This is a genomic window from Flavobacterium sp. Root420, assembly GCF_001427905.1.
In the GTDB taxonomy this organism is placed as follows: domain Bacteria; phylum Bacteroidota; class Bacteroidia; order Flavobacteriales; family Flavobacteriaceae; genus Flavobacterium.
Window position 1 is genome coordinate 105,123 of record NZ_LMEF01000003.1, and the last position, 20,879, is coordinate 126,001.

The 20,879-nt window shown below is 34.0% G+C and carries 16 protein-coding genes; 8 read left to right on the top strand and 8 right to left on the bottom strand.

The features are described from left to right. Positions 1-466 precede the first annotated feature (466 nt). The 7 genes from ASC72_RS04795 (at position 467) to ASC72_RS04825 (ending at position 14,300) form a co-directional block, all read left to right on the top strand. Positions 467-3,571 (top strand): TonB-dependent receptor, encoded by a 3,105-nt coding sequence (locus ASC72_RS04795; protein ID WP_056187620.1) that lies wholly within the window; start codon positions 467-469, stop codon positions 3,569-3,571. A 60-nt stretch (positions 3,572-3,631) separates the two neighbouring features. Beyond that, complete coding sequence (locus ASC72_RS04800) at positions 3,632-5,155, top strand: RagB/SusD family nutrient uptake outer membrane protein (RefSeq protein ID WP_056187623.1); 1,524 nt, start codon at positions 3,632-3,634, stop codon at positions 5,153-5,155. A 10-nt stretch (positions 5,156-5,165) separates the two neighbouring features. Continuing rightward, positions 5,166-6,272, top strand: a complete 1,107-nt coding sequence (locus ASC72_RS04805; RefSeq protein ID WP_056187625.1) for a hypothetical protein — start codon at positions 5,166-5,168, stop codon at positions 6,270-6,272. Between the two features lie 146 nt (positions 6,273-6,418). Then, positions 6,419-7,810: an endo-1,4-beta-xylanase gene (locus ASC72_RS04810; RefSeq protein ID WP_056187628.1), complete on the top strand. Its 1,392-nt coding sequence runs from the start codon at positions 6,419-6,421 to the stop codon at positions 7,808-7,810. A 49-nt stretch (positions 7,811-7,859) separates the two neighbouring features. Beyond that, positions 7,860-8,783 (top strand): glycoside hydrolase, encoded by a 924-nt coding sequence (locus ASC72_RS04815; RefSeq protein WP_056187631.1) that lies wholly within the window; start codon positions 7,860-7,862, stop codon positions 8,781-8,783. Between the two features lie 525 nt (positions 8,784-9,308). Beyond that, positions 9,309-11,894: a helix-turn-helix domain-containing protein gene (locus ASC72_RS04820; protein WP_082564233.1), complete on the top strand. Its 2,586-nt coding sequence runs from the start codon at positions 9,309-9,311 to the stop codon at positions 11,892-11,894. Positions 11,895-11,981: 87 nt separating this feature from the next. Then, complete coding sequence (locus tag ASC72_RS04825) at positions 11,982-14,300, top strand: TIM-barrel domain-containing protein (RefSeq protein WP_056187633.1); 2,319 nt, start codon at positions 11,982-11,984, stop codon at positions 14,298-14,300. 126 nt (positions 14,301-14,426) lie between these two features. Here the strand turns inward: ASC72_RS04825 and ASC72_RS04830 are convergent, their stop codons facing one another. From ASC72_RS04830 to ASC72_RS24035, 8 genes are all read right to left on the bottom strand, one after another. Next, on the bottom strand, positions 14,427-14,849 hold the full coding sequence (locus tag ASC72_RS04830) for an SRPBCC family protein (RefSeq protein WP_056187635.1): 423 nt from the start codon (positions 14,847-14,849) through the stop codon (positions 14,427-14,429). 92 nt (positions 14,850-14,941) lie between these two features. Next, the gene (locus ASC72_RS04835; RefSeq protein WP_131725778.1) at positions 14,942-15,811 is read right to left on the bottom strand and encodes an AraC family transcriptional regulator; all 870 of its coding nucleotides are present in this window, start codon (positions 15,809-15,811) and stop codon (positions 14,942-14,944) included. Positions 15,812-16,741: 930 nt separating this feature from the next. Beyond that, positions 16,742-16,945: a CHAP domain-containing protein gene (locus ASC72_RS24470; RefSeq protein WP_241775626.1), complete on the bottom strand. Its 204-nt coding sequence runs from the start codon at positions 16,943-16,945 to the stop codon at positions 16,742-16,744. Positions 16,946-17,189: 244 nt separating this feature from the next. Then, positions 17,190-17,477 carry a methyl-accepting chemotaxis protein gene (locus ASC72_RS04845; RefSeq protein WP_117595767.1) on the bottom strand — a complete coding sequence of 96 codons (288 nt, stop codon included), beginning with the start codon at positions 17,475-17,477 and terminating at the stop codon, positions 17,190-17,192. Between the two features lie 1,368 nt (positions 17,478-18,845). Then, positions 18,846-18,986: a hypothetical protein gene (locus ASC72_RS24030; protein ID WP_157849260.1), complete on the bottom strand. Its 141-nt coding sequence runs from the start codon at positions 18,984-18,986 to the stop codon at positions 18,846-18,848. A gap of 120 nt (positions 18,987-19,106) precedes the next feature. Further along, positions 19,107-19,427, bottom strand: a complete 321-nt coding sequence (locus tag ASC72_RS04855; protein ID WP_056187649.1) for a hypothetical protein — start codon at positions 19,425-19,427, stop codon at positions 19,107-19,109. A gap of 12 nt (positions 19,428-19,439) precedes the next feature. Continuing rightward, a complete protein-coding gene (locus ASC72_RS04860; protein WP_056187651.1) occupies positions 19,440-19,718 on the bottom strand; it encodes a hypothetical protein in 279 nt (92 codons plus the stop codon). Beyond that, positions 19,711-19,848: a hypothetical protein gene (locus ASC72_RS24035; RefSeq protein WP_157849261.1), complete on the bottom strand. Its 138-nt coding sequence runs from the start codon at positions 19,846-19,848 to the stop codon at positions 19,711-19,713. Before ASC72_RS24035 ends, ASC72_RS04860 begins: the two co-directional genes overlap by 8 nt. Before the next feature lie 265 nt (positions 19,849-20,113). Between ASC72_RS24035 and ASC72_RS04865 the strand changes: the two genes are divergently transcribed. Next, complete coding sequence (locus ASC72_RS04865; protein WP_241775628.1) at positions 20,114-20,797, top strand: S24 family peptidase; 684 nt, start codon at positions 20,114-20,116, stop codon at positions 20,795-20,797. Positions 20,798-20,879 lie beyond the last annotated feature (82 nt).

A 20,879-nucleotide genomic window follows, 5' to 3' on the forward strand; every position in this document is an offset into this window, starting at 1 on the left:
AGAGAGAGTAAAGAGTAAAGAGTAAAGAGAGTCATTAAGGCTCAATATAATTTACAAAGCCCCGATTTTTTAATCGGGGCTTTTTTTTTGTCAGACTATTACATGAAAATTTTTGTTTTTGAATTTTATTAAAAACTTGCGTTTTTAATAAAATTACTACAATTTATTTTTTTAAAGTATATTTTATTTCCGGTTTTTTTAGCAATGCTTCACTGGTGGTTTTATGGTTTAAGCTGGTTTTTCACTAATACAGGAGGCTGAGATGTTGTTTTTGCATCAAATGGTGCATGATTTGCTTCATCTGTTCTACACTCGCACCCCTCTAGATTTTACTTTCGTTAAGAAATATTTAAGAAATAGTTTAACGTCATAACTCAAAATAATGAGCCTGATAAAAACAACCCCTTAAATGTTTTTACAAACTAAAAACAACTAATTATTTAACTTAAACTAACAACCAAATTTTATGCAGAAAAGAACATTAAAAAAACTATTGTGTTTAATAGTATGTATGTGGGGAAATTTTTTCTTTGCTCAAACTGTTAAAGGTAAAGTAACATCAGGAGGAACCAGCCTGCCAGGTGTTAGTGTAATAGTACAAGGAACAAAAAACGCAACTGTCACTGATTTTGACGGTAGTTTTGTCTTAAACAATGTCGAACCAAAAACGACATTGCTTTTTACTTACGTAGGATATAAAAATTTAATACTGCCGGCAGATACAAAAGCAGTCATGCAGGTGGTAATGGTCAATGACCTTGAAAAATTAAATGAGGTCGTGGTGATAGGATACGGAACTTCAAAAAGAAAAGATATAAATGGTGCCGTTTCCTCTATTAAAGCTTCTGAAATTCAGGACAAACCATTTACTTCTATCGATCAGGCCCTTGTAGGTAAAGCTGCAGGTGTAAACGTTACTCAAAATTCAGGTACTCCCGGAGGTGGAATCTCTGTTCAAATTAGAGGAATTACTTCTATTAACGGTAATGAACCTTTATACGTTATTGACGGAACGCCTGTTTTTGCGGATAAAAACAACGACTCTTTTTCATTCAGCGCATTAGGCGGCGGAAGCGGACAGACTAAAAATTCTGCTTTGTCTGGTTTGAATATTTCGGATATCGAAACTATTGATATTTTAAAAGATGCGTCGGCAACAGCAATATATGGTGCAAATGGAGCCAATGGTGTCGTTTTGATTACAACCAAAAAAGGGAAAAAAGGAAAATCAAAGTTTACCTATGAAACTTATTTGGGTACCCAGGAAGTAACCAATACCGTTGATGTTTTGAACTTACCGCAATATGCTGCGTATCAGGCAAAAATTTTCAAATTAAACGGCGAGCCTGTTCCTTTTCAATATCAAAAACCTGACTTATTAGGAAATGGAACAAACTGGCAGAATGAACTTTTTAGATCAGCTACAATGTATAATCACCAGCTTTCATTCTCTGGTGAAAAAGAAGGAACACGTTACTACACCTCTTTAAATTATTTCGATCAGGAAGGAATTGTTTTAAATTCAGATTTTAACAGATTATCTATGCGATTAAATGTAGATTCTAATGTTAAATCGTGGCTGAAGATTGGTAATAACATATCGGTAAGTAAGTCGTCTCAACAGGTAGTAAGAAACGATGACAGAGGTGGTTTAGTGATGAACACCTTAAGACAATCTCCTGAATTACCGGTTAGATATGCCGATGGTTCTTATGCAGGACCAACAAGTGGTTTAGGGTCTTCGGCAAATGAAGCAACTAACCCAATAGCTTTGTCAGAATACAATAATTCTACTACAGAAAGATTTAAGATTAATGGTAATTTATTTGCTGATTTTACGATTATCAAAGGATTAGTTTTTAGATCTGAATTAGGATATGATCTGAATTTTTCAAAAAGCAGTGCCTTTGCACCTAAATATACCTTAGGAAATGTGTCTGAACTTTTAAACAAATCATTCAAACAACAGGATCAAAGCTATTATTGGAACATTAAAAACTATCTGACGTATAATAAAACGATAAACGATAAACACAATTTTACTTTTTTATTAGGCCAGGAAGCGCAGGAAAGCCGTTATGAATATCTAAGCGGTTACAGAACGGGTGAGTTTTTAAGTAAAGATTTTACAAACTTAAACATTGGTGATATTGATACAGCAGTAAACGGTAATGGTTCTGGCAGATGGTCTATGGCATCTTATATTTCGAGATTAAACTATAGCTTTTCTGACAGATATTCTTTTTCTGCTTCTTTAAGAGCAGATGCTTCATCAAACTTTGGGCCTAATAACAAATGGGGATATTTCCCATCATTTTCTGGAGGATGGACAGTAAGTAACGAGAAGTTCTTTGAGCCTTTGTCAAATACTGTAAACTATTTAAAATTCAGGGCAGGTTACGGTCTGGTGGGAAATCAAAATATTCCGGCAAATAGATATCAAACTATCCTGACGTTACTTTCATCTCCATTTGGAGGTGTATCTCCAACAATCGATAATTTAGGTAATCCGGATATTAAATGGGAATCCCTTAAATCTTTCAATGCTGGTTTTGAACTAGGATTATTTAATAACAGAGTAAAAATAGATTTTGACTATTATATTAAAAATTCTTCAGATTTCCTGACCAAACAAATCAACGATGAATCGAATCAAAGTGCACTTAATTACTACCTGAATACAGGTGAAATTGTAACTAAAGGAGTCGAATTTACATTGAATACAAGAAATATTGCTACCACTAATTTTACATGGGACAGCACCATTATTCTATCTAAATACAACAATGAGCTGACCAGTTTTCAGGGTCAGGGCAAATCACTGTTAGGAAAAGTACAATTCGATTTATATAACGTTACCAGAACAACAGAAGGGCAGCCGGTAGGCCAATTTTATGGTTATGTTACCGATGGGTTATTTAAAAATGCTACCGAATTAGCTGCAGGACCAACTCAGGAAGCAGGAACCGGAATTGGAGATATTCGTTTTAAGGATCTTAACAGTGATGGAAAAATCGATAGTAAAGACCAGGCAGCCATAGGAGATGCAATTCCTGATTTTACATATTCATTTACCAATAATTTTAAATACAAAAATGTTAGTTTATCTGTTGTTTTAACCGGAAGTGAGGGGAACCAGATTTACAACTTTACGCGCCATTATACAGATGGTATTTATCCGGGATTTGGAGATCGCTTTGGAAATGTTAGTACAGAGGCTCTGCGGGCTTTTGAACCTGGAGTAAACGAAAACACGGATGTTCCGAGAATCACACTTAATGATCCAAACGGTAACGGCAGAATCTCGAATCGATTTGTTGAAGATGGTTCTTATTTAAGAATTCAGAATGTTTCATTGAGCTACGATTTACCAGAGAAGATATTCGAAAAATCTATTTTCTCTAAAATTAGATTATACGCAAATGTTCAAAATTTATACACGTTTACTAAATACTCCGGTTTTGATCCTGCTTTAGGAAATTTAGATCAAAATATAACGCTAAGCGGTATTGATTTAGGGAGATATCCTGTACCAAGAACAACTTCTGTAGGAGTGAATTTAGAGTTCTAAGATTTATAAAACACACATTTAACTTAATGATTCATAATCGTTAACATAAAAAAAATAGTTATGAAAAAACTTTTTAAACTTTTTATGATGGGAATGCTAATACCATTGCTGTCTTTATTTTCCTGTTCAGATGATTTTTTGGATGCACCATCTGAAAACCAATTAACCCCCGCCGATTTACCCGAAGGAGTTACCGCTTTTGATGGAATCGCTGAGAGTTTGTACTTTAAGCCGTGGTTTGCCTTTAATGATAAATTCCTGATTGCTGTAGGAGATATGTATGCAGGAAACGCTTTTTCATTTGACGGTGCCTACGCTCAATTTAAGGATGCCCAGGTAACCTCCCAAAACCCAATCCTTACAGAAGGATATGTTTCGTTATTTTCGGTTGTCGATCAGTCCAATAACCTAATGAGTTTAGTGGAAGAAAGAAAAAGCGAATTGCCTGAAGCCTCTTATAAAAATGCTATAGCAATATCAAGATTTATGAGAGCCAATGCTTATTTCTATCTTGTTAGAACTTTTGGAGCTGTGCCTATCATTAATAAAGCTGGTTCTGCGGCACAACCAAAAAGAAATCTTATTTCAGATGTTTATAAATTTATAAAACAAGATTTAGAATATGCGGTTCAAAATCTACCTGAAAGGGCATTAAAAAAAGGGTATGTAACTAAATATGCTGCTATGGGTATTCTTGCAAAAGTGCATTTAACCTTAAATGAATATGCTGAAAGTTCTGCTTTAACCCAGAAAATTATCGGAAACCAATATACTTTAATTCAGGATTACGGAAACCTATTTAGCAGCCCTGAAAATAATAATAGTGCAGAGAGTATGTTTGCCTTACAATGGAAAGCGATTGCTACAGAATGGGGAACGCAAAACACAAATCAGGCTTATATAGTTCCGGGAGGTACAGGAATAACAGGAGGTGGTGACGGTTGGGGAGTTTACCTGCCTTCTATCTCACTACAAGCTGGATTTGAGCCAAAGGATACAAGAAAAAAGAACACGATTATGACTGATGGTGATTTTTATCCTGAATTATTAAAAAATCAGGGTGGTTTCACATACAAAAAAATCCTTTCTTCTACAGGAGCTAATTTTAGAAAGTACATTGTGGGTTCTGCAGCCGAGAGAAACGACGTGTTTTTTATGAGAACATCACAAAACACAATTATATTAAGATATTCTGATGTTTTATTAATGCATGCCGAAGCGATTTTGGCCGGAGCAGGTTCGACTACTTCTGCAGCTGCTTTAAGCGCTTTTAATGAAGTGAGATTAAGAGCGGGATTACCAACCAAAACGGTATTGACCAGAGATGATGTGTTTAATGAAAGAAGAGTTGAATTTGCACTTGAAGGACAGTACTTCTTTGATTTAAAACGCCGAGGTCTGGCTGAAGCAACAGCAATTATTTCACAGCAGGAAGTTGGTTTTTATTCTGATGATGCCAGAACGGAATTGGTTTCCAGAAAAATAACTCCTGGAAGTAATTATTTTGAATTGCCATTACCACAATCTGCAATTGATACCAATCCATCATTATTAGAGGCTCCGGTTCCTTTTAACTTCAATTAATTTTTATACTATGATCAATAAAATAAAATATAGAATTATAATTCTTTTGGCACTGGCTTCTTTTACAGCTTGTCAAAATGATGATAATGTGGCTACTGCAAATATAGATGCAATGGTTGCTGAACCCGGAGATTTACTTAATCAGGCTTTTCCATTAAATAAAGTTAGAGCGGAAGGTCAGGGATTAACGGGACTTAAAAAAATTACGCTGGATAATAAAATTAATATCAGTTTCAATCCTAATTATAATTCAGACAGGGCGTTTATTTTTACGATTCCTTTTGATGAAAAACTAGGGAGCAGATTTGGAGTACAACCCATTACATTTGTTACTGCTGCTGGTTCATTTACAAAAAACATTGAGATATTACAACCGACTCCTACTATTGTAAAAACAATTCCGGCTGTAGCGACTCCGGGTTTCCCGTTAGAAATTGAAGGTACCTGGTTTTATAATGTTTCTTCGATCACATTAGCGGGAAAGGCGGTTAGTTATTCTGTTAATTCATCTTCTTCAATCATTATCGGTTTACCGGCAAATGCAGTCTCCGGTTCAGAGTTGGTAATTACGACACCGGGAGGTATGGCAAAAAAAACAATAGAATTTGCCACATTAATTCTTGTATCTGATTTTGATGGAAATGGCGCCAGATCTAGTTGGAGCGCGTATGGCGATATTGATAGTTTTAACGCCAATACTGCAGGCGGCCCAGCAGGTAGTTACGCAACACTTGCATGGTCTGGCTCAACAGCTAATGGCTATAACGGAAGCAGCGGTGGAGGTGGAACTAATTTTCTAAGTGCAACTAATACTGATGCAACAAAAACTTTTATAGATATTGATGTAAGTGCCAACGTAATTGGTGCTCAATTTGCCATACAATTAAATACTATTGATGGTAAAAACTATGGTTATAATTTTAAAGTAACCGATATCAATTGGACAACCAAAACAATATTATTGGCTGATTTTAAAGATAATTATGGCTTTGGTTCAAATTCAGCTGCTACGTTGGATGCTTCTAAAGTTAATGAAATCAAGGTAGGAATCGCTCAGGGAGATACCCCAAATCCTAGTGTAATTAAATTTGATAATATCAAGATTCGTTACCAATAATCGAGGGTTGTATGCTTTGATTAAAAAAAGAGGTTGTCGTTAAAAGCAGCCTCTTTATAAAAGTCAATCATACAATAAATAATAAAACAGAAACCATAAATAAGCGTATTCTCCAGCCAGGAGAATATTCTATAATAAAAAACAGTATGAAAATTAAATTTTTACTAGTACTCACCAGCCTCTTCTTTTTTATGAGTGCCTGTTCTAAAGACGATAACGAAGTTGCTGATAATTTAGAAACTCCCGTAGCCAACGCACCAAAAGATGTGAACGACGGCGGTTTTAAAGCGAAATGGAATTATGTTTCCAATTCTAAAAGCTATCTTCTGGATGTTTCTACCATCGAAAGTTTTGCAACTTTTGTGCCGAACTACAATTCAAAAGAAGTTACTGATTTAAATGAAGTTGTAGTTGGTTTAAAAGGAGGCACTCAGTATTATTACAGAGTGAGAGCCAAATCAGAGACGCAAATTTCGGATTATTCAAATGTTATTAGTGTGGTGACTACAGGTTCCAGTACTATTCCTGAAGATCCTACTTTTTTGAAAGTAAAAGCAAATAAAGTTGCAAACCCATTTTTTGTTGGTATGGCAATAAAGGCTTCGCAGTTAACTACGGGAAGTCCTTATGATTTGATTTTAAAAAATGAATTTAGCAGTATTTCAGCTGAATATGAAATGAAAATGGACCAGATTTCTACTTCCAGCGGTGTTTATAACTGGACTACAGCGGATAAAATTGTGGCTTACGGAAATGCAAACGGTATCAATGTTCATGGTCATGCTTTAGTATGGCATAATTCAGTACCAAAATGGTTAACTGATTTTGCCGGAACTGATACTGAATTTGCAGCAGAAGTAAAAAAATACATTACTGATGTGGTTACCCATTATGCCGGGAAAGTAAAATCCTGGGATGTGGTAAATGAAGCAGTAGATGATAATGGTGGTAACATGAGAAATACTCTTTTCCTGAAACGCATGGGGCCAAACTATGTAAAAGATTGTTTTCAATGGGCCAGAAATGCAGCAAATACGGCTGGTGATAAAAACTTATTATTGTTTTATAATGATTATGCAACTTCAACTAATATCGCAAAACAGGATAAAGTTTTTAGTATTGTAGATGATTTAAAAGCAAGCAATGTTATTGATGGTCTTGGTTTCCAAATGCATAATACGTATTTAAGTCCAACCAAAACGCAAATAGAAACGGACCTTAACAGAGCGGTGGCAAAAGGATTAAAAATTCACGTTTCGGAATTAGATATACAAGTAAATCAATTTAACGACATCTCTACTTTTACAAATGAAAGAAGGCTGGCTCAAAAAGAGAAATATAAGGAAATGGTAAAAATATATAATGCACTTCCTGCAGCTAATAAATACGCTTTAACGGTTTGGGGAATGAAGGATAATGAATCCTGGATTCCATATAGTACAGATCTTAACCACGTTGGAAATGACTGGCCTTTGCTGTATGATTCCAATTTTACTATTAAAAGTTCGCATACCGGATTTCTCGAAGGTTTAGATTAAATTTTAAAGCATAATACTTTACTATACTATTAATTAACCACAAAAAATTATGAAAAAATTAAATTTGTTATCATTAGCATTATCCTGTGTTTTAGGATTTGCATCCTGCTCAGATAGTACAACTCCTGTATTGGAAGAAGCACAATTAGCAAGTGTAAATAACTCTAAAAGTACAGGTAAAATAGCCGCTGCACCCTGGGTGAAACAATTTGAAGACACATTCAATGTCGGCTCTAATTTATCACAATGGACAAAAGAGCAAAGAGCGGATTATAATTCCTGGTATTGCGACTATAATAGTTCAGTGCCAACTACGCAATTGAGGGACGGAAGACAATGTTTAGAAATCAAGACTACAAAACTGAGCACATACAAATATCAATCTGGTTTCATTACGTCTCATTACCAATACAAACCAGAAAACAATACAGAGTATATGCTTTCTGCTAATATTAAATTAATAGCGATGGAGGGCGGAACCTACAAATCTTTCTCAGATACTTACGGTGCATGGCCGGCTTTTTGGTCTGTACAGCAAAATGCATGGCCAACTAAGGGAGAAATTGATATTCTGGAAGGCTACTCTTTTGCGCCTAATGCAAGCCGTTATACTTCCAATATTTTTTATGGAACTACTTCCGGAACAAACCAACTCGGAAACTCTGCTGAAAGAAACTATCCTGGTAATTTTAATCTAAACGGAAATAACGGATGGCACTTATATGAATCCTTCTGGAAAATGCAAAACAATGTCGTAACCGTAACCATAAAGGTGGACAATATAACTGTTGCAACATACACGAATAGTAGTGTAGCCAATCTAAATTTCAATAATTTTGGAACACATTCGATTATTTTCAATATGAATGTGGGATCTAAAGACTCTAATTTTATAGACCCTAATAAAATTAACTTATTTTCATCTGTAATGATGTGGGTAGATGATGTAACGGTTTACAAAAGACCTATTTAAAATTATATAGCAAAAAGAGGATAAGAGCTTAGAGAGAAGGGTTCAAAAAATTATGAATATTTATAATTTATTAAACACAGATAGTTCGAATTTAGTTCTCACTCGCTACTAAAAACAAAGCTTCAGAGAAATCTGGAGCTTTTTCGTTTTTTAGTTTGATTGTGAGAAAGAGGCTCCGCAAAACCTTATTTTAATGTCATTCTATCCAATACTATTTTATACACAATAGATTTTATATATTTACTAATAACTATCCACATAATAAAGCAGTTAAATGTAAAAAATGTTTTCAGTTCGTTAACTAACGTGATAAGAGGCGAGGCTTTTTGAATAAAAAATATCAGGTAGATGAATAATTATCAGCTAAAAATTTTAAATTTAATTTTGAGTATTAAAATGAGTATTAATGATGACTAAGTACGAAAAATACTTTTTCAGGCTTTATTGTTTCATTAAAAATTTACCTTGTAGAAAGTTACATTATTTAAAAGTTTAATTGACACAGAAGCGAAATGAATAAGTAGAATGAATGATATAGTTAAGATTGTAATAATTTGCCTGATTTTTTTAAGCTCTGCGGCCGGCCAGACCAGCGATTTGGTTTTTTCTCCAATCAATGTTTCAGATGGACTAAGTGATAATCAAATACGTTTTATTCTACAGCTTTCTGACGGAAGGATGGTTTTTAAAACCAGCGGTAATATAAATCTTTATGATGGAGAACACTTTAAGTATATCCACCATAATACACGTCATATTTATCCTCTTAAAGGTTACAATGGCTTCTATCGAATTTATCAGGGAAAAGATTCTCTTCTATGGATTAAAGATACACACAAATTAATGTGTGTTGATCTTCGTACAGAAAAATACGTACCAGACCTTGATATTTATTTTAAGAAAAAAGGATTTAAAAAATCTGCTGAAGATCTTTTTCTGGATTCAGGCAAACAGCTGTGGTTTCTGTCTTCCGGCAGATTATGGAAATATAATTCTTCTGATTTTATAGATATAAAAGTGAATCATGGCCAATTGCAGGATCTGGATACTCAAAATAACATCTTATATCTATTCTTCAGCAGTGGCGAGGTGGTTTGTTATGATTTAAAAACAGGAAAGAAACTATACAGCAGTGCCGCTTATCCTTCCTCGCAACATGATTTGTTCAATTTTACTTCTATGGTGGTAAAAGGGAAGAATGGCTTTTATCAATTACGCAACGGATCTAAAGGCGGTTTTTTCTTCTTTGATGCTCAAAAAAGAATTTGGAAAAAAATCCTTGAGACCTCCTATACTTTAAATACTCTGGCGGTTACTAAAGATGATATTGCCTATATCAGTTGTACTAATGGGATCTGGATAATTAACTGCCACAGCGAACAAAAACAATATTTTCCAACACTTAAAAAAGTAGATGGAAGTATTTTGAAGACCGAGATAAGTACGCTTTTTTATGATAAACAAGGTGGCTTGTGGTTGGGAACTTTGAATCAGGGGCTCCTGTATTATCATCCTTCCCGTTACAAGTTCAAACATATTGGACGATCCGGTTTCCAGTCAGAGGAAAGGGGAGATATTATGGTGCAGTCATTTGCAGAAGACAAAAATGGAAATATTTACATTAAAGCAGGTGCGGTTATTTATCATTATGCTTCCTCGCGTCAAAATGATAAATTGACCCTTATACAACCCTCGTCAGTACCATTGGAAATATTAAGAAAGCTCCATAATGCAAGTACTTTTACCGGAATCAATAACGAAACTGCATTTCTTAAGGATGTACGCGGCTGGGAATGGAGAGGAACGCAGGACGGGTTAAAACTTTTTTACCCTGAAGACAAAAAAGAAAAGATTTTTTATACAAAAGACGGGTTGTCCAATAATTTTGTACATGCTATAATAGAAGATCGTTATCATAATATTTGGATAACAACAAGTTATGGAATAACAAAACTGCAAATAGATGCTGTAAACAAAAAAATTAGTTTCACTACTTTCGGTTCAGATGAAGGAACGTTACAGGGAGAGTATTCTAATGGAGCAGCATTTGAGGCTGTGGACGGAACATTATATTTTGGAGGCATTAACGGTTTTAATACATTAAAAACAAACCATGTATCATCGGAAAAACTACCTTTTAAACCCGTTTTTACAAATTTATTCTTAAAAGGAGAAAAAATAGAACCAGGTGCCCGATATGATGGGAGAATTATTATGCCTATCGCAGCTCCATACACAAAAGAAATAGAACTTTCATATGATCAGAATTTCCTGACCTTCGAGTTCTCAGCATTAAACTATCAAAACCCTTCTCAAACTTATTACAGGTATCAGCTCAAGGGCATAGACAATGACTGGCGGGAAACGTCAACGGGAGGACGAAATGAAAACAGAAATGATGGTATTCTGACAACTTCATACACTAATCTTCCTCACGGCGCATATACATTTCTAGTGATGTCCTCAGGCAATAATCGAAAATGGAATGGTTTGGTTTCTGAGTTAAGGATTAATATTAAGCCGCCATGGTGGAAAACTACTTCGGCATATGTACTATTTATACTTTTTTTCACAGCATTGATTGGTGCAGGAATTTATTCCTTTCTCTATTATAGCCGTAAAAAACTTGAACAAAATCACAGAGAGGACATCTTGTTAGTTCGCATACGGAACCTAATAGAACAATGTAAATATCTGGAGACAGAAAAGGAGAATTATATTGCGCAAACAAAATTACAAACTGTACAATCGGGAGAAAGCAGGAATGAAAACAGGGCTGATGAAATGTTTTTAGCGAAAGCTTTAGAACTGGTAGAAAAAAATCTGGATATACCTGACTATTCTGTTGAACATCTAAGCCGTGACCTTTGTATGGATCGGACAGGGCTTTATCGTAAATTGATTGCATTACTAGATAAGCCACCATCTTTGTTTATTCGAAGTATACGTTTACAGAAAGCGGCAGGATTAATTCTTGAAGGCGAACTCACTATTTCAGAAATAACAGAAAAAGTTGGCTTCAGCAGCTCGAGCTATTTCAGTAAATGCTTCCAGGAAATGTACAGCTGCCGACCTTCTGAATACGCAGAAATGATTAAGAAATCAACATGATTGTTATTTGTTTCAACATGAATGCTGTTTAAATTTGGCAGTTCCGGGATACTTTTGATGTTATAGATACCAAAATATAAAACAACCATGAAATTTTCTAAAACAACCAGTTTTATGCTGACTCTTGCAGTCTTCATAACAGTAAATTTAAATGCTCAATCTATTGAGGGAACAAGACAGGGGGTAAAATTTGCAACACAGAATATGGATATTCAGATTGAGTTCTATTCGAACAATATTGTACGTGTGTTTAAAACTCCACAAGGATTTCCATACAATAAGAAAAGTCTCTCTGTGGTTAAATCGCCCGAAACGATATCGATTAAAACCACACAAAAGGGAAATAAAACTTTATTAGAGAGCAGTTCGATACAAGTTGAAGTTAATCCTGAAACTGGCGGTATAAGCTTCTACGACCCTAATGGAAAACTCCTGCTTAAAGATAAGGATTTCGGCACGCAGTTTTCTGCTGTAGATGATGCCGGAGCATTATCTTATAACGTACGGGAAGGTTTTTTGCTTGACAGTGACGAAGCAGTTTATGGTGTGGGACAAATAATGGATAATAAATTCAGCCGACGTAATTCGTCCCATCATATGCAGAATGAAAACATGTCGACGTATTCACCTTATTTTATGTCAGTGAAAGGCTATGCTGTTTTCTGGGATAATTATTCAATTTCTAAGTTCAACGATAATGCGCAGGAACTTTCTTTCGAAGGTCTGGGCCATTGTGCAGATTATTATTTTATGTATGGTAAAAACGCAGACGGTGTTATAGCACAAGTCCGTGATCTTACTGGTAAAGCACCTATGCTTCCTTTATGGGCTTATGGTTTTTTTCAAAGTAAGGAACGTTATCACACAGAAGATGAGAGCCTGGACGTTTTAAAAAAATACCGCGATCTCAAAATACCCATAGATGTGGTTATCCAGGATTGGAGATACTGGCCTGAATTCAATAAGAGTGACAGTTTATGGAATTCACAAAGTTTTGACAGGCAGAGATTTCCAAATCCGAAGAAATGGGCCGACGAAATTCATAAGCTGAATGCAAAATTATTAATTGTCACCTGGCCTGGATTTGGTCCCAAAACAGAGCAACGTAAGGAATTTGACAGTAAAAAAATGATTATCAATTTTGATACCTGGCCGCCAGACAGCGGTGCAAGACCTTATGATGTATATAACCCGGAAGCTTTGGATATTTATTGGCGTTATCTCAACAAAGGCATCTTCAGTTATATTGGAAACGATGGCTGGTGGCTTGATTCAACAGAGCCTGACCACATCAACCGAAAAGACTCAGATTATAATCTTCCAACCCATCTGGGCAGTTATAGAAGTGTAAAGAATGCATACAGTCTTTTACACAATCGCGGTATTGCCGTTAACCAGCGTAAAGCCAACGACTATAAAAGAGCTGTTATATTAACGCGTTCGGGATTTATAGGACAGCAGCTTTACGGTTCCAATACATGGAGCGGAGACGTAGTTTCTTCCTGGGACATGCTGGAGAAGCAAATTCCCGCAGCATTGAATTATACTCTGATGGGAATTCCGAACTGGAATAGCGATATTGGCGGATTCTTTGCAGGAGGTTGGAAAAAAGATGGTGGAAATAAAAATCCTGAATTTCAGGAATTGTATGTTCGCTGGATGCAGTTCGGTGCTTTTTGTCCAATGATGCGTTCTCACGGAACTGATCTTCCACGCGAAATATGGAATTTCGGTGAGCGCGGGACGTGGTGTTTTGATGCTCAGGAAAAAGCAATTAATCTACGTTACAGCCTGCTTCCTTACATTTACAGCACATCCTGGGATGTCAGCAATAACAACGGGACATTTATGCGTCCGCTCATTATGGATTTTGTATCTGATAAAAAAACACACAATATCGGCAGTGAGTATTTGTTTGGGCGTTCAATCCTTGTGGCTCCTGTAACTAAATATGGGGTAAAAGAATGGTCTGTATATCTGCCATTCGGCAGCGATTGGTACAATTTCTGGACTAATGCATATGTCAAGGGTGGACAAACAATTGTATCTGAATCAGCTGTTGATAAAATTCTACTTTATATCAAAGCAGGTGCAATTCTTCCTTTTGGGCCTAAGGTTCAATATACCACTGAAAAAAAATGGGACAATCTTGAAATACGAATATATCCTGGTGCTGATGGAACATTTACACTGTATGAAGATGAGTTTGATAACTACAACTACGAAAAAGGGAAATACACAGAAATAGCGTTTTTATGGAATGATACTGCAAAAAAACTTACGATAGCGAATCGTAAGGGATCTTATTCGGGAATGCTGCAAAACAGAAAATTTACTATTGTACTGCCTTCAGGCCTAAGTAAGAGTGTTGCTTATAATGGCAAAAAAACAGAAATAAAACTTTAGATAACAAATTTTGTAAATATAAAACGAGCCTTAAAGCCCATATTATTAGGGTTGTAAGGCTCGTTTTTTTCTGATTTTTTATTTTCCATGTTTCGCACGCAACGAAACCCTTTCTATTATGCCATTTTATTTGTCCAAATTAGAGATGAACACCGTTTGAAAATCTTTAATAACGTTGTAGATTTCAGCTTTTTGTTCTGGTAAGACATTATAAATAGATTCAAATAACACAGAACAGGTAGTGTCATCAATGTGAGTTACTGTAAAAATTCCTTCATAATTTTGAATTGGCATAGGAGTAGAAATAATAATAAATTTCATTTCCATTTTATCAGCATTGACTGATGTTAACTTTTCAATTATTTCACCACCACCTTTTATATGAATGGTTCGTATTGAACCAATACCTGTGCCTTCTACGACAACCCTTTCTATTAGTTCCGGTACAAATTTTTCGGTACCTCCAAATTCAATTAGTTTTTGCCAAATAATTGAACTATTACAATTTACTATTCCTTGTGATGCAACACTTTGTTTTTCTGTACCCATTTTTATATTTTTAAAATTTAGGGCAAAACTAAGTTGCTTCAAACAAGTAAAATGTTGTGTAAAATCAATTCTATCGTTTTTAGTTCAAAAGTTTAAATATTTTGAATTAATCGGTTTTGGATAAGAAATTGTTTTGGAGTCACCCCATAATATTTGCCAAAAACGCTCACAAAATGAGATACGTTTTCGTACCCCACTTCAAGAGAAATTTGCTGAATAGGCTGGTTTGAGGAAAGTAAAAGATTTTCTGCTTTTTCAAGTCGTTTTTTTATGAGCCATTTTTTGGGAGAGGTATTAAATTGCCTCTGAAAGTCCCTTTTAAATGTAGAGACGCTTCTTCCCGTTAAGCAAGCATAATCTTCTATTGATAAGGATTTGTCAAAGTTTTCAAGCATTAATTCTTCAAGATTTCTTTTTTTCTTATAATTTAACGAATTAAGGATTTGTAAAAAAATCTGTTGCTGTTCAGAATTGTAAATAAGATAAAGCAACTCTAGTAGTTTAATTTTAGTTAGCTCTTTTTGTACCGTTTCAGTATATAAATTCAGGATGTTTTCTGTAAAAGCCCTAATCTTATCAGTGTATTTGAGCATTAAGGTAAAGTTGTCCTTTGATACTTTTTGTTCCTTCAGACTTAATGAAAATTGATTTAAGAGTTCATCTTCAAAAAAGAAAAATACGGCTTCAAATTCATCATTTTTAGGAATAATATCAGTAATCATATACCTGCCTTTGGGTATAAATACTAATTGATTTTTTGTAACAGAATATCTGGTATCCTCATAGCAAATTTCTAACTTTAGTTCGCCTTTAAGTACCACGGATAAAACGTGAGAAGAGAGAAAATGGTCTGTATTAAGGTCTATAGTATCAATAGTTTTATGTACAATACAGGATAGTCCATCAACCATTATTTTTCGAACATTTTTATGCTTGTATAGTAATTGTGGTACTACTTTCATTTTGTTAGTTTCTTTGTCTGTATAATTCTCCAAAAATGCGTTCAACTTTTAATATCTGTCAGTATTCTTTATTTGTAGCAAATTTATGGTTTTTAATTAGCTAAAAAGAGTAGTCATAACAGCTTAGTAATGCAAAGATGATTATATTCTTCGCAGTCTTGTAGTTTAAAAATACTACTGGCAATATCCAATAAAATCTTGGAAGCTTTTTAAGATGCTAATTCGACGTATTTTATATTTTTTATATCCATTTTTGAAACTTTAAAAGCTACTTTTATCGGATTTGGAAATTCACCGACAGGAAATGTCCATTGTAAAGAATTGTTTACATATAAATACATCTGAGTCAAATCCCAATAAAAGAAAATGTCTCTAACATGTTGTTGTAGTGATTTAAATTCAGTTATTTAAAGTTGTGTTATAACTCCCTTCTGTTGCTCCAGTCGTCACATTTACCTTTATTAAATTGTCGTTAAAAAATGTGAAATAATTAACTGTTTGCCCTATTATTGAAATTGTCATCGTTGGTGTGAAAAAAGCTCCTTGTTAATACAAAATTTGTAGTTGTTGATGGTGATAAAATATTTTCTAACGCTGAAATTTCCAAGAATGGTGCTCGTGCAGTAGCAATTGTCTGCTTTTTTAAGTTACCATTTGCGTCAGTACTTAGAACTTATTTATCAATAATTGTCCATCATTTCTTGTGTTTGGATAATTACCCAATCTTATAACTTTATTTCTGTTGTGACCATGTTTTTTTCTATTTAAAAAAGTATTAAGTGGTGTTACTTATTATCTATAATTTGCATTTTGTTTTACTTAATCTGGTTTAGAGCTATTGCACGAAACCAGATTAAGTAAAACAAAAAAACAATATTTCTAACTTTATATTCGACATTCTATAAAATTTTAGAATGATAAATATTTAATTTAAAATCTTAAAAATCCCTTTATCGTTTTTATTTCTCTTTTTCGTCTACATACTTTATATCCTTCACGGCTTCCGGTTTCATTAGTATTACCTTCAATGGTGTAAATAATGTTATTCGTTATTTTTTCAACTAATCCGGTGTGTCTTAATCCTTTTCCCAAATCCATAATAAATATATCACCGACTTCGGGAGTGGTTCTCACTAAAAGTGGACTTGAATTGTATTGATCTAATACTCCACCAGTTTTTTTAATGGATTTTTAAAAGTTGTTTGTCTGCAGGTGCTATGGGTACACTAATATACAAAGGCCATACACCACCAGTATCCTTTTGTAAGTCCAACACTTTTTAAGTAAATTTCTACTTCAGCACCAGCGTTGCTATATCTTGGAATTTCCTCAACACCAATTTGTACACTAGCAATTTCGAGTGTTTTTTAAGCAAGTGTCATTGTTGTTTTCCGTTTAATTGTTTAAATTTTTGCAACTCATCTACTAATTGTTGGTTAATCATCATTAGTTCTCTGTGTTGTATTTCCATTGTTTTAATTGTTTCCTTTGCGGCTGTTAATCTGGCAGTAATGTCATCAAGTAAATCACGATAATATTTTACTGCGTTAACAGCATTGTCAAGCTCGGCGGCTCTATCTTGAGCCAGTGATTTTCTCATCGAGAAAAACCAGGTAATAAAGGCAGCAAAGAATGCTGTAAGGGTTGGGTATAGAAACGGTTCCATGATATTTTAATATTAAGTTTAGGATTAAATATGTTTTTGGCAACAACTGGTAATTTTTTTTGCGAATGGGAGTTTGATTCCGGTTTATTTCTCTCGTTTTGTCGTTTTGAGATTACAAATATTGGGCGAAAAAGCCCTAAAAAAAAGGTATGCAAGGTACTTGAACATTTGTCTTCTAGGGCTTTACATAGTTGTACGGAAAGCGAGCGAAAGGTGTTTTATTTTAGAGATTTCGTACTGTGCAGCACTGTCTGATGAGTAGAGAATTTTATTTCTGTTATGATTAAGACAGCTTTTCTCTGTCAATCATTAGCTCTTCTATCTTTTTTAACTCTGAAGTAATCGGAGTGCAAAGAATCTCATATAAAGTAGTTTTTGAAATTGCATAAACAGGATATACATACTTTCGCCAAACTACTGTCGTAGGGATATCTTCTGTTTTGTGTTTTTGATACAGTTCCCCTAACAAATTTGTAACGTATTAATTTATTTTTTTGGATTCCGAGACTTCTGTTTGCAGATATAGGCATGATGAGAGATTTTTATAAAGTGATAGAAATGATAAAAGGGTTTTGGAGTAAGAACGAAGTTTGAAAATGTAGAATTTGGAACTGTTTTGCGTGTACTAAATATTAACATTAGTTGGTAAGTTATTTGGCTTGTAATGTTTTGATTTAGATTTTTTTAACCTCACTTCGAGGTGCTATTGCTAAAGGTTTTTAACAATATAGATCAGTGAACTGTACATAATAATTCTGTTTTCAAAACGTGATAAAGGTTTTTGAATTTTTCAGAAAAAATGATTTGGACAATTTATTATTCAGCTCGCGTTTCTTTCACAATGAAATAGAAACCGAAACCATATTTTATATATTCTATTGGTATGTGGTATTTTTGACAAAAAAAATAAATCAACCTTTGTACGTGGCTTGGGCGTGTTTTTTAAATCTCGGATTTTAATGATAATATCTTCATATTTGTAAAAAGACTGGCACTCTCTACTGGATAAATCATTTTTTCAATTCCAGTTTCCGAGGCTGTCTTTAAAAATGGTGTGATCATTTACTTTGTAACTTTCATAATCTGTAATTGGCATTATTTTTACGTTCATTTATATATTGTTTAAAAATTATTTTTATTCTAAAGTAAAGCCATTCTCTAAATAATAATATTGGTTTTAAGTTAATTGCAATGAGTAAAATCACTAAAATTAACGTTACATATATATCATGTCTAGGTTGCATAGCTGCGTTGATTTTGCTGATTAAAAAAGTTAAAAGCATATCCTTGTAAAAAATCAACAGATAACATTGATAAAGGCACATTGGTTCTCGCACCATTCTCATCAATTGTACTAGCTTTAATAAACTAGCTTGAACGAACAGGTTTAAAAGATGAGGCAATGATTTCAACACCATCTGTAAACTCTTCAATATTGAACTCTTTGGTCAGCTTTTGAAGTTCCAGAACTCTTGAGCCTTTTAAATTTCCTTTGGCATCCTTTTTCAAAAAATTGAAAACAATTTTTACCAGAGATGGAGTTCCCTTACTTGTTGAAAGGGAAGAAATGTAATTTTGTACTTTTTCAATTCCGATTGTCACGGTATCGTCCCAACCTTCATTGATTCGCTATCCAATTGTGATTTCTTCCTTATCATTAGAGAACGTATGTGACATTTGTTTTTCTTTAAAACCATAAACCTGATTTTTTAAATCAAGAATAGTTTCAAACAATTGAAAGGTTTCTGTTTTTACATTTTTCATCATTTCAGATGTTTTCTGTAACCTTAAAAGTGCTAACGGAATAGTTTCGGCGACCAGTTTTTTATAAGCCTCTCTTTCCTCATTTTTTTTGTTTTCTATTCTATTTAAAGCCTCTTTTAATTGTTGTGCAGAAAATTGAGATAAGTCCATAGATTGGTTGATTGTGTTCATAGCAGGATTGTTCATTATTTATTGGTTTTAGTTTTGTAATAAAATTTCTTCTTTAAATGGATCGCCATAGTAAGGTTTAAAATTATTTTGATTGGCACGTCTTGCAACCTCTTGCAATTTGTTATCGATCTCCTTTGATACAGGACGTGGCAAAGCTGTCGTGTGATCCAGAATGTGCATCCACTGAAAGCGTTCCTGATTGATGCAGATTCTTTCTCCGGCGGTGAACGTTTTTGTCTTTTGGGAACAATATTGAAGGGCCAGATACAATAATGCGATACGTTCTTCGATTTGTTTTTTACTCATGATTTTTTTCTAATAGGGTTTGTAATTTTTTAATGTCAGATTCAATTAAATTTCTTTCTAAGCTATTGGGATTCTCAATCAGCCAATTTTGTAGTTCTTCGATTTTTTCTTTGATTTGGAGTGCTTCCATTTTAATTTGATTATAAGTTTTGAATATGTTTTGGACTCGTAGTTTTATACATGCATAGGTTTTTTAGGTTTATATTAAATTTTATTTTAAGAAAAAACCTATTTGTATTTAGTAATCAAGTACTTAATTTTAGCAATCGTTTTATTAACCCTTGATTTTTCTAGAGATTTGTGTTGTTTTTAAGTTTTATTTTTCTTTACTTTGCAAATATAATGTAAAATAATACATCAAAACAAATATTTAACGTAAAATAATACATCTTTTTATGGGCTCAACAGAAAGAATGCGCGAATACCTTGATTATAAAGGGATCACCAAATATAAGTTTTGTAATGACTTAGGATTTTCGAATAAGTTTTTGGATAATAGCAGTAATATGGGGACAGATAAGGCGTGTAAAATATTACATCACTATCCTGAAATAAATTCCGAGTGGCTATTGACGGGTAATGGAGCCATGTTGAAAGAAAATAACGATAATATTATAATAATGAATAATGACAGAAAAACCATTGATTCTGTGCAGGTAAGCCAGGAAATACCTTTGTATGATCTTGAAGCTGTGGCAGGATTAAGAGAATTATTTAGCAGTGGTAAACCGCAACGGGTTTTAGACACAATAAAAATTCCGAATCTCCCTAAATGTGACGGAGCAATTTCTGTTACAGGAGATAGTATGTATCCGCTGTTGAAGTCAGGAGATATAATTTTGTATAAGGAAACCGAATTTGATAATATATTTTTTGGAGAAATGTATCTTTTAAGTGTGAAGCTGAATGATTGGGAAGAATATATTACAGTAAAATATGTTCAGAAATCAGAGAAGGGGCCGGAATTTGTAAAATTGGTAAGTCAGAATTCACATCATCAGCCTAAAGATATTCATATTTCAAAAATATCTGCATTGGCACTAATAAAAGCCAGTATTCGTATCAATACAATGATGTAAATTTAGCTTGATGCAGTTTTGTATTCCACTTATCGAATGATAAAACCTTTAAATATTTAATGTTTAAAGGTTCTGCTATTTG